The organism is Sulfuricaulis sp. (assembly GCF_049587675.1).
Classification (GTDB): Bacteria; Pseudomonadota; Gammaproteobacteria; order Acidiferrobacterales; family Sulfurifustaceae; genus Sulfuricaulis.
Genome location: NZ_JBAVEJ010000085.1, coordinates 1 through 10125 on the forward strand (window position 1 = coordinate 1; position 10125 = coordinate 10125).

8 protein-coding genes and 1 pseudogene are annotated in these 10125 nt (G+C 61.5%); 4 read left to right on the plus strand and 5 right to left on the minus strand.

Features of this window, described 5'->3' with window-relative positions:
• Together WB402_RS04400 and WB402_RS04405 are read right to left on the minus strand one after the other, a co-directional pair.
• Positions 1-784 (minus strand): cbb3-type cytochrome c oxidase subunit I (locus WB402_RS04400; RefSeq protein WP_424205703.1); only part of this gene is annotated, 784 nt, incomplete at its 3' end.
• Between the two features lie 232 nt (positions 785-1016).
• Entirely contained in the window at positions 1017-1616 is a 600-nt protein-coding gene (locus WB402_RS04405; protein ID WP_424205710.1) for a Yip1 family protein, read from the minus strand.
• A 358-nt stretch (positions 1617-1974) separates the two neighbouring features.
• On the opposite strand from WB402_RS04405, the gene WB402_RS04410 reads away from it, so the two are divergent.
• The 3 genes from WB402_RS04410 to WB402_RS04420 all read left to right on the plus strand — a co-directional run bounded on the left by WB402_RS04410 (position 1975) and on the right by WB402_RS04420 (position 5814).
• On the plus strand, positions 1975-4671 hold the full coding sequence (locus tag WB402_RS04410) for a heavy metal translocating P-type ATPase (RefSeq protein WP_424205704.1): 2697 nt from the start codon (positions 1975-1977) through the stop codon (positions 4669-4671).
• Positions 4672-4675: 4 nt separating this feature from the next.
• Positions 4676-4900, plus strand: coding sequence for a cbb3-type cytochrome oxidase assembly protein CcoS (gene ccoS, locus WB402_RS04415; protein WP_424205705.1), 225 nt, complete (start codon positions 4676-4678; stop codon positions 4898-4900).
• Positions 4901-5100: 200 nt separating this feature from the next.
• Entirely contained in the window at positions 5101-5814 is a 714-nt protein-coding gene (locus tag WB402_RS04420) for an AAA family ATPase (RefSeq protein ID WP_424205706.1), read from the plus strand.
• Positions 5815-6220: 406 nt separating this feature from the next.
• On the opposite strand, the gene WB402_RS04425 is transcribed toward WB402_RS04420, so the two are convergent.
• Positions 6221-6418, minus strand: coding sequence for a hypothetical protein (locus WB402_RS04425; RefSeq protein WP_424205707.1), 198 nt, complete (start codon positions 6416-6418; stop codon positions 6221-6223).
• 217 nt (positions 6419-6635) lie between these two features.
• Between WB402_RS04425 and WB402_RS04430 the strand changes: the two genes are divergently transcribed.
• Positions 6636-7955, plus strand: coding sequence for a diguanylate cyclase (locus WB402_RS04430; protein ID WP_424205708.1), 1320 nt, complete (start codon positions 6636-6638; stop codon positions 7953-7955).
• Positions 7956-8029: 74 nt separating this feature from the next.
• Here the strand turns inward: WB402_RS04430 and WB402_RS04435 are convergent, their stop codons facing one another.
• Positions 8030-9451: a serine/threonine-protein kinase gene (locus WB402_RS04435; RefSeq protein WP_424205709.1), complete on the minus strand. Its 1422-nt coding sequence runs from the start codon at positions 9449-9451 to the stop codon at positions 8030-8032.
• Between the two features lie 444 nt (positions 9452-9895).
• A pseudogene (locus WB402_RS04440) lies at positions 9896-10125 on the minus strand (class I SAM-dependent methyltransferase); the annotation flags it as partial.

Below are 10125 nucleotides of genomic sequence, written 5' to 3' on the forward strand. Positions count from 1 at the left end.
GCGCGGTATAGTGCAGGTGGTGCGGGCCGGCCCAGATGTAGGTGAACGCCAGCGCCCAGAAATGCACCACCGACAGGCGATACGAATACACCGGCCGTTCCGCCTGTTTCGGGATGAAGTAATACATCATGCCGAGGAAACCGGCGGTGAGGAAAAAGCCGACCGCGTTGTGCCCGTACCACCACTGCACCATGGCGTCCTGCACGCCGGCGTAGATCGAATACGACTTGGTCCACGACACCGGGACCGCGAGGTTGTTGAACACGTGCAACACGGCAATGGTGAGGATGAACGCGCCATAGAACCAGTTGGCGACGTAGATGTGGCTCACCTTGCGTTTGACCAGCGTGCCGAAAAATACGATGGCGTAAGCGACCCAGACCAGCGTGATCAGGATGTCGATCGGCCACTCGAGTTCGGCGTACTCCTTGCTCTGCGTGATACCGAGCGGGAACGAGATGGCCGCCGCGACGATCACCACCTGCCAACCCCAGAACGTGAAGGCCGCGAGTTTGTCGCTGAACAGGCGCACATGGCAGGTGCGCTGCGCGACGTAATACGACGTGGCGAACAGCGCCGAACCGCCGAAGGCAAAAATCACCGCGTTGGTGTGCAGCGGACGCAGGCGCGAAAACGTCAGCCACGGGATGTCCATGTTGAGCGCCGGCCAGGCCATCTCGGCCGCGATCCACACGCCGACCAGCATGCCGACAATGCCCCAGATGACGGTCATCACGGCGAACTGCCGTACGACTTTGTAGTTATAGGTTTCAGGCGTAGCCATGATTTTCCCGCTGTTTAGTTCAGTCCGAGGGCGCAGTACATAACTCCCCTCTCCCACGCGTGGGAGAGGGGAGTTTTGCTTGTGTTCGTTGCCTTGCCCAGCGACCCAGTCTTCATAATGCAAAAAATCTCATGGCCGGCGAACGTGGCGTGTTCCTGTTTAAGAAAGAACCGAACTATAGCCAAAAAGCTACGAGCAACCTATTGACCCAGGTCAAACTCCAGACCCAGCACTAACTGGCGAAGACCGGCCCCACGCCGATATCCCAGAGAATAAGCGTCACCACCAGCACCACCAGCCCCGCCACCAGCCCGACCACGAGCACGGCGGTGGAAAACAGAAAACCGCGCTCTGCCGTAATTCCCATAACGATCGGTACGCCGCTATAAAGCAGGTACACGGTGTACGCCAGCACCGGCAGGCCGATCAGCAGATTCAGCCATAGCATCGGATAAAGCAGCATGATGCCGGAAAGAAACAGCGGCGTTGCCGTATAGGCCGCCAGCGCAATGCACTGGGACAATGTCTGTTTGCTGCCGTAGGTCTGGCCCATCCAGTGAATCAGCTTGCCGATGGTGAACACCGCCACCAGGATCGTGAGGTAAGACAGGATGGCGATCGTGATCGCGCTTTCGGGCGTGAGCGTATGTACTTCGCGTGAAACCACCTGCCAGCCGACCTGGGTGGTGCCGATGTATCCGGCGATGGGAGGAATGGCGGCCAGCAACAGAACGTGAGAACAGAAGCATTTGCCGATCGTGCAGTTTTCCTTCCGTATCGTTTTCCATTCTTCTTCCGGATGGAACAACATTCCCCACACGTGGCTCAAGATCATGCTTTTTCTCCCACCCGCCGATATTGATTTCGCGGCCAAGTTTCCTGCAAACCGCCGTGAACGTCAACGACGGCGGCCATCGAAAAACGTAGTGTTCCAGTAAACTAAGGAACCTCTGATTAATTCCTCCGTTCGTGGTGAGCCTGTCGAACCATGAACGGAGGACGCCGTGGAATCAGCAAGTTGCGCCTATCGCCTTTCGACAAGCTCAGGGCGAACGAAATTAATCAGAGGTTCCCGAAACCGCATTACCCTTGACCCGTGCGAGTTCTCGCCGGCACCATGAACACGCATCGCGCCGTCGCGGGAATCGTATAGAATGATTCTGCCTGAATCGGGCATTTAGTCGACCACCATGTCCATCCCTGTCGCCCTGTCGTCCTCCGCAGAAAAAGCCGCCACGGTGGCCTGCTTTCACTGCGGCCTGCCGGTGCCGGAGAGCCTGGACATTGCCGTGAACATCGACGGCGTGCGCCAGCCGATGTGCTGCCGTGGTTGCGAGGCCGTGGCGCGGGCGATCGTCGACGGCGGCCTGGGAAATTATTACAAGTTCCGCACCGCGCAGGCGCCCACGGCGCGCGAGATCGTGCCGGAATTCCTGCGCCAGACCGCCATCTACGATCACCCGGAAGTGCAGAAAAGTTTTGTCCGCGTCGAAGACGAACACGTGCGCGAGGCCGCGCTGATTCTCGAAGGCATCACCTGCGCCGCCTGCGTGTGGCTCAACGAACGCCACCTCGCGCGCCTGCCCGGCGTGCTCGCGGTGCACATCAACTACGCCACGCAGCGCGCGCGCGTGACATGGGATGACCGCCGCATTCACCTGAGCGATATCCTGCAGGCGGTCAGCCGCATCGGGTATCTCGCGCACCCGTTCGATCCCGGTCGACATCAACAACGGCTGGAACACGAGCGCAAACAATTGCTGCGCCGGTTGGGCGTGGCCGGCGTCATGACCATGCAGGTGATGATCCTGGCCGAGGCGCTGTATGTCGGCGGATGGGTGGAAACCGAAGCGCACTATCGCGGTTTTTTCCAATGGGTCAGCCTGCTGCTGACGCTGCCGGTGCTGCTGTATTCGGCGCAGCCTTTTTTCGCTTCGGCCTGGCGCGATCTGACGCACGCGCAGGCGGGCATGGACGTGCCGGTTTCGTTCGGCATTCTCACCGCTTTCATTGCCAGCGTCTGGGTCACCGTAACCGGTCAGGGTACGGTCTATTACGACTCGGTCACGATGTTCGTGTTCTTTCTGCTGAGCGGAAGGTATTTCGAAGCCGCGGCGCGCAAGCGCGCCACGGAAGCCTCTGAAGCGCTGGTGCGGGCCACGCCGGCTAGCGCCACGCGTCTTATCTACTCCCTCTCCCCCGCCACTAGCGGGGGAAGTGAGGCGGAAACGGGAAAAGGTCCAGCGGACCTTTTCCCCGCCGAACGGGCGCAGATGATTCTTCTGCGCCCCGGCGGGAACAACAGGGGTGAGGGGGACGACGCGAAAAGCTCCCCTCTCCTTAACCCTCTCCCCGCAAGCGGGGAGAGGGAAAAATATATTGTGACCGAAGAAACCGTGGCCGCCGCGGAATTGCGTCCGGGCGACCGGGTGCGCATCCGTCCCGGCGAGCACATCCCGGCCGACGGCATCGTGCTGGAGGGCCAATCGAGCGTGAACGAATCGCTGCTCACCGGCGAAAGCCTGCCGGTGGTCAAAGCGCCGGGACAGAAACTGATCGGGGGATCGATCAACATCGAAAGTCCGCTGGTGGCCCGGGTTGAAAAAACCGGGCCGGACACGGTGCTCTCGTCCATCCTGCGGTTGCTGGATCGCGCCAGCTCGGAAAAGCCGCGCGTGGCGCAACTGGCCGACCGGGTCGCCGGCGGGTTCGTGATCGCGGTGCTGCTGCTCGCGGGCCTCGTGGCGCTTTACTGGTGGCAACAGAATTCACCGCTGTGGCTACCCGCCACCATCGCCGTGCTGGTGATTACCTGTCCCTGCGCGCTGTCGCTCGCCACGCCCGCCGCCATCACCGCCGCCACCGGACAGCTCACGCGCCTCGGCCTGCTGGTGACCCGCGGGCATGCGCTGGAGACGCTCGCCCGCGCCACCCATTTCATTTTCGACAAGACCGGCACGCTCACGCGCGGCCGGCTGCGGCTGCTGGAAACCCGGACTCTTTCTCAACTGACCGGCACGGAATGTCTGCGCTGGGCGGGCGCCCTCGAACGCCACTCCGAGCATCCGATCGCGCGCGCACTGATCGAGGCGACCGAACCCGGCGGACCGGGAGCCACGGAAGTGGTCAACACCCCCGGCGCCGGTCTGCGCGGCGTGATCGATGGCCAGATATTTTTTCTGGGTACTCCGGCTTACATCGAGGAACAGACCGGTCGCGCCGCGGATCCTGGAATGCTCCAGGAACTCCGGCGGCGCGGCGATACCGTGGTGCTGCTCGCGGGGCACGAAACCCTGCATGCCGCCTTTGTGCTCAGTGACGAGCTGCGGCCCGGCGCGCGCGAGCTGATCAATGAGCTCAAGCGCCAGGGCAAGTCGGTCATGCTGCTCACCGGCGATCATGAAACAGCTGCGCGGCGCGTGTCCGACAGTCTGGGGATTGAAGATCTGGCCTGGGATCTGCGGCCTGCTGACAAACTCGAGCGGGTCAGGGCCTTGCAACAACGTGGCGCCGTGGTCGCCATGGTCGGTGACGGCGTGAATGACGCTCCGGTATTGGCGGCGGCCCAGGTCTCCATCGCCATGGGCGGCGGCACGGCGGTCGCGGCCGCCAACGCCGACATGATTCTGCTGTCGCAGCAATTACCGCACTTGGCCGACGGGCTGATCGTGGCGCAGCGCACACTCGCCATCATCCGCCAGAATCTGGTCTGGGCGCTGGTTTACAACCTGCTGGCCATTCCCGCCGCCGCGTCCGGCCATGTCACGCCGTGGATGGCGGCGCTCGGGATGTCGGTCAGTTCCCTGCTGGTGGTGGCAAATGCCCTGCGTCTTACCCGTCAATCGCCCCGGGAGTTGACGGTTCCCGTGGCCGCGGTTCCGGGCTAGACCCATGGAGATTCTTTATCTTCTCGTTCCGCTGGCAGTGATTTTCGCCGGGGTGATCATCTGGGCGTTTCTGTGGTCCATCCGCTCCGGGCAGTTCGACGACCTGGAAGGACCGGCACACCGGATACTGATGGACGAGGACGAACCGCCCCGCCACCAGCCGGACCATCCCCCCGGACCGAAAAAGCCGCCTCGCCGCCGCGGGAAGCACGGCCGCGGCGCGCGTTGAGCCGGTAGAGCTTTCCGGCGCGCTGGAATAAACTTAGGGCGCCCTGTAGCCGGAGAAGTGCGGGATGGATGCCGTGTCCACGGACCGAAGAATGGAAAGATCATAAGTGCCAACAAGCACATCTTCCTCAAATGACAAAACGAACAAAGCAGGACAACAATAACGTGCACCACCCGTGACCCCACCTTCAAGGAGAGACCATGCGCAAGATCATGCTGCTTAACGCCAAAGGCGGCTGCGGGAAGAGCACGCTCGCGACCAATCTCGCGAGTTATTACGCCTCACAGGGTAAATCGGTGGTGATCGCGGACTTCGACCGGCAGGGATCGAGCATGGAATGGCTCGAGCAGCGTCCGCAGGACCGTCCGCCGATTCGCGGCATCGCCGCGTGGCGCGACCCGGTGCGGGTGCCGCGTTCCACGGATTACGTCATAATGGATGTACCGGCGGGCGCCCACGGCGCGGACCTGACGGCGCTGGTGCGGCGCGCGCAGACGGTGATCATCCCGGTGTTGCCGTCGCCGACCGACATCCGCGCCGCGGCGCATTTCATACACGAGGCATTGCTGGTCGGGAAAATCGTGCGGGACGAGACGCGTCTCGCGGTGGTCGCCAACCGCGTGCGCGAAAACACCTCGATCCAGAACACCATGGAAAGCGTGCTGAACAGAATGAGCATTTCCTACAGCACACTCAACACCCAGATCTATCACAACCTCGAGCGGTTTCTGTCGCGCCTGCGGATTCCGTTCATCGCCACCCTGCGCGAGAGCCAGAACTATCTGGTGGCGGACGCACGCGGGCTGGGGATTTTCGACCTCAACCGCTCGCAAGTCACGCGCGATACCGAGCAGTGGGAACCGCTGCTCAAATGGCTGGAAAGCAAACGCAGCATTCCTGAATCGCTAAATTAAGCTGCTGGCGTCTGACGGCCGGGCAAGACACCCACGGGGCGGACAAGCTGTAACGGTCGCCCCTTCCCAATCGACGAACACGACTCAGTGCCGCGCGCGCTCGCGCCGGCGGGCAAGGCGGGTCAACACATTTGATTTAGCCTTATTGCTCCGTATTAGCCGAGTACGTTCGGCGCCGCGAGCGACTCGCCACGGTCGCATCCCCATCGCTGTCGCGTGTGGGGGGCGCGCCAAGCGTGGCCCGAGGGACCCGCGAAGCGGGATCGGGCAGCGCGGCCAGCGCCGCGACCGCACTGTACGCCACATCCCACTCAGGGTCGCATCCTCAGTATCGTGGAGCCCGACTCCTCAGCGCTGTGCGGTCGCCCTGCTCCCTGCTCGCGCTCGCCCCGGCACCCTGACTGGCTTAAACCGGGTTATTAAGATTCGTGGTGAAGTCCTCGCTCGGATGCTCGGTCTGGATCTCCAGGTACGCTTTTTTGTTGTCCTCGTTCTCAAAAAAGATTTTGAGAGCGTTTTCCCCTTTTCCCTCGATGACGAAAGGACGTCCTTCGGGATTCTTGACGTCGGCTCCGGAGATGGGATCGGTTGTCGAAATACGCATAGCATGCTCCTTTACGTAAAATAAAAAATCACGCAGCTACATCATTATCGGCATCTATACACCTACTCTCGTCGCCAATATCTGTCAATGACATCCCTCAGAATCTGGACAGGTATTGATTAACAGATTGTTCTGCCGGGAGATATTTCTCTTTCCAGTCCGGGCGGTGAAATACGCGCCATGTCTTGGGGCTATACAGAGAAACAGCAAGGGTGGCATGATGCGCGGCAGCGCGAACACAGGCGAGGGACCGTATCGGGTGAACCTGTTCTCCTTCACAAATCTGTCGCTGCGAACCCGTCTTCTGGTCACCATGGGTGTCGTTTTCATCCCCCTCGTCGTGGTAGCAATCGGTTCGGGCGTTTTTCTGCAACACGCGGCCGAACAGTTCAATCGGCTGACGGAACAACCCGTCTATAAACTCCAGACAACCTCGCGGCTGCAAAACCAGATCCGCAAAGCGTATTCCCTGGTCAAGGATTATACTGGCGCACCAAGCTATGTCCTGCAAAGCCAATTTGAATCCGAAGCAAAAACCGTGGAAGAAATCTTTGTCGATATAATGGCAAAGCCGTTTCTCGATCCGCCGGAATACACCTTGCTGGCACGCGCCCGGCGGGAGTGGCAAGACAGTATCGTGCTCGCTAACCTCATCTTTAACTCGGGCGCTTCCAAGGCGACACTCACGCAGCTGGATCAAGGTGAGAATCAGGTCATGTTTTCCCTGGATCAAATGTACGCGAATTACTACGACGAAATCAGCGCGCAGCGCACACAGATTAATAGCGCCGAAAGTCGTTTTCTGCTGATCATCGCCACGGCCATCGGTTTCGGTCTGGTCAGCGCCGTGGCGGGGGCGATGTGGCTGGCACGTTCGGTACTGGTGCCGCTACGCGAATTCGAAAAAGGCATGACGCATTTCGCGAACGACAATCTTACCTATCGGCTGGACCTGAAGAACAATAATGAAATCGGCCGGTTGGCGCGCGACTTCAACACCATGGCCGAGAGCCTGATGGAGCACAAGGCCCGGCTGGAAGAATTGTCCAGCCGGGACGGGCTGACCGGTCTTTACAACCGCCGTGAATTCGAAGCCCGGCTGCGCGAAGAGACGCAGCGGGCGCGACGTTACAGCAAGCCCTTGTCGGTGATGCTATTGGATATCGACCACTTCAAGAACGTCAACGATCGCTATGGACATCAGGCCGGCGATGAAACGCTGATCGCCGTGGCGGACCTGATTCGTCTGAGCGCCCGCCCCATGGACGTGGTGTGTCGCTACGGCGGCGAGGAACTGGCCGTGATTCTGCCCGAGACGGATGCAACCGGCGCCGGGATCGTGGCCGAGCGCATTCGTGCCAGCGTCGCGGAATCGCTCACCACTACCCCCCAGGGAGACGAGATCCAGGTCACGGTCAGTATCGGCTTTGCCACCTTTCCCCGGGACGGCGACACCGGTCCAGGACTCGTCAAGGCCGCCGACGAAGCGCTGTATGCCGCCAAACAGGAGGGTCGGAATCTTGTGCGCAGCCATTAGCGAAAGACACAACCCAAACAAATAGCCCGCTGACGCGGGCTATTTGTTTGGGACAATCACTCGGCTTGGAGCCGCTAGTGTTCCTGGCCGCCCCGGAGCAAACGCAGACGTTGTTCGGCCGCGACAATCTCATCGCTGGTAAGATTGCGCTTCACGCGGTTGAGTGCCTCGCTCGCCGGCTGGCTGCCGGAAGTGGCCGCGACGCTGTACCAGACGTAGGCGCCGATTTGATTTTGCGGAACACCGCGGCCGCTTTCATACATCCGGGCGACGGTAAACTGCGCATTGTGATCGCCGCTGAGGGCCGCGCGCCGGGTCCAGTAAAACGCCTTGCGCTCGTCACGCGCGCGCTCGGGTCCGTCGAGGTACAGGCGGCCGACGCGTTCCTGTGCCGCCGCATCGCCCTGCTTCGCTGCCTGGAACAACTTGACCAATTCCTCCGGCACCTGTTGCTGGTCCTGAAAATCCGTGGACGCCGAATCCGTCTGAACCGACGCCGCCGGTTGTGGCGAGGAGCCTGCCTGCTTCACGGTCTTGTGCGCCAACACAACCGCCAACAGGGCGGCGGCCGAAATCGCCGCAAGCTTGCGCCAGCGTGGCGCGTCCTGTCGGGAGGGTTCACTCGGCGGTGTCAGGGTACGTTGCAGTTCGGCGGCGCTGGCGAAGCGCCGCGACGGTTCCTTCTCCAGGCAACGCATCACGATGGCCTCGAGATGGGGAGGCGTGGACGACAGCAGCTGGCGCGGCGGCACCGGGCGTTCCTTGATCTGCTTGAGCGCTACTTCCACCGGCGTGGCGCCGGCAAACGCGCGGCGGCCGGTCAGGCATTCGTACAATATGAGGCCCAGCGCGTACAGGTCGGTGCGCTGATCGACGCTCTTGCCCTGCGACTGCTCCGGCGCCATGTAGCCGGGCGTGCCGATGACGGTCTGCGTGGCTGTGGTGGCGCCCTCCAGGGCGCGAGCGATGCCGAAATCCATGAGCTTCACCAGGCCGTCGCGCGCGAGAAGCACGTTTTCGGGTTTCAGGTCGCGGTGCACCACACCCTGCGCATGCGCCTCGCCGAGACCGGCCGCGATCTGGCGCGCGAGGTCAATGACACGTTCCGGCGATAACTTGCCGGCGCGTTTGAGATAGGCACGCAGGCTTTCACCATCCACAAACTCCATGGTGATGTACGCCAGATCGTCAACGCGATTGAAATCGTAGATGCGGCAGACATTCTTGTGGGTGATCCGGCGCGCCAGCCGGATTTCGTCCTTGAACCGTTCCAACATCGCCGGGTCGCGGGCGATCTCCGGACGCAGCAGCTTGAGCGCCAGGATTTCATTGGTCTCCCGGTCACGCACCCGGTAAACCAGCCCCATGCCGCCCTCGCCCAATGAGTTGAGCACTTCGTGGCGTGTCGTGAGGATGGCCGCCACATCCGGAGCGGGGCTGGTCACGGCCGACCCTGGCGAAGCCAGAACCTGGGTTTTGAGATCGTGAGATTCCATTGCAAAAATTTCCGTGGGCGCGGGAGCGCCGGCGCACATTTTCAAAGTATAGGCAAAGCCCCGAGGGTTGCTGTCACAGGTCATGGAAGGCGGGGTAGTCATGAACCGCAGTGAGCCGCCAAGCAACAAAAAGCCCGCTTTCGCGGGCTTTTTGCTTACGAGATGCCGATGACTTTTACTTCTTCGCGGGTTTGGCCGCGATTTCCTCGATCCGGGTAGCGCGGATGATGTTGCCGTCGAGACCAGCTTTCTGCGCTACGCTATCCTGCTCCGCTTGAAAACCCGGGGCATGCCATCCGTGGCATGCCCGTTCGACGGCGCCAGTGTCCGCCGGACACTGGCGACCTCCCCGTCTCACCCTTGGCGCTGCCGCCGTAAGCGACGGTCATCCTTGCGTGCGACTCGCCCCGTTGTCAAACCGCCAAATTGCGATTGTCCCTGCACTCAGTAAGGACGACGCTCGGCTAGGACTATCCAGTGATACGAGCCGGGTTTCCTCTTCTCGCGGTCCAGCAGATACAGTGGCTCGAACGCGTCGAGTAGCGCGAGCAACCCGACGGCGTCGCAGTAGTAGTGCGGGTGGCGCTTTTCCTCGTCGTCGGTGTCGGCCACGAACGTGTCCGCAGCGACTGCCGTGCCCCGCCCGAACAGGGCGTTGCGTTTGGAGAGCATCG

Coding starts and splice junctions, on each gene's coding strand:
- WB402_RS04410 (WP_424205704.1), top strand. CDS start 1,975: ATGTCCATCCCTGTCGCCCTGTCGTCCTCCGCAGAAAAAGCCGCCACG.
- ccoS (WP_424205705.1), top strand. CDS start 4,676: ATGGAGATTCTTTATCTTCTCGTTCCGCTGGCAGTGATTTTCGCCGGG.
- WB402_RS04420 (WP_424205706.1), top strand. CDS start 5,101: ATGCGCAAGATCATGCTGCTTAACGCCAAAGGCGGCTGCGGGAAGAGC.
- WB402_RS04425 (WP_424205707.1), bottom strand. CDS start 6,418: ATGCGTATTTCGACAACCGATCCCATCTCCGGAGCCGACGTCAAGAAT.
- WB402_RS04430 (WP_424205708.1), top strand. CDS start 6,636: ATGATGCGCGGCAGCGCGAACACAGGCGAGGGACCGTATCGGGTGAAC.
- WB402_RS04435 (WP_424205709.1), bottom strand. CDS start 9,451: ATGGAATCTCACGATCTCAAAACCCAGGTTCTGGCTTCGCCAGGGTCG.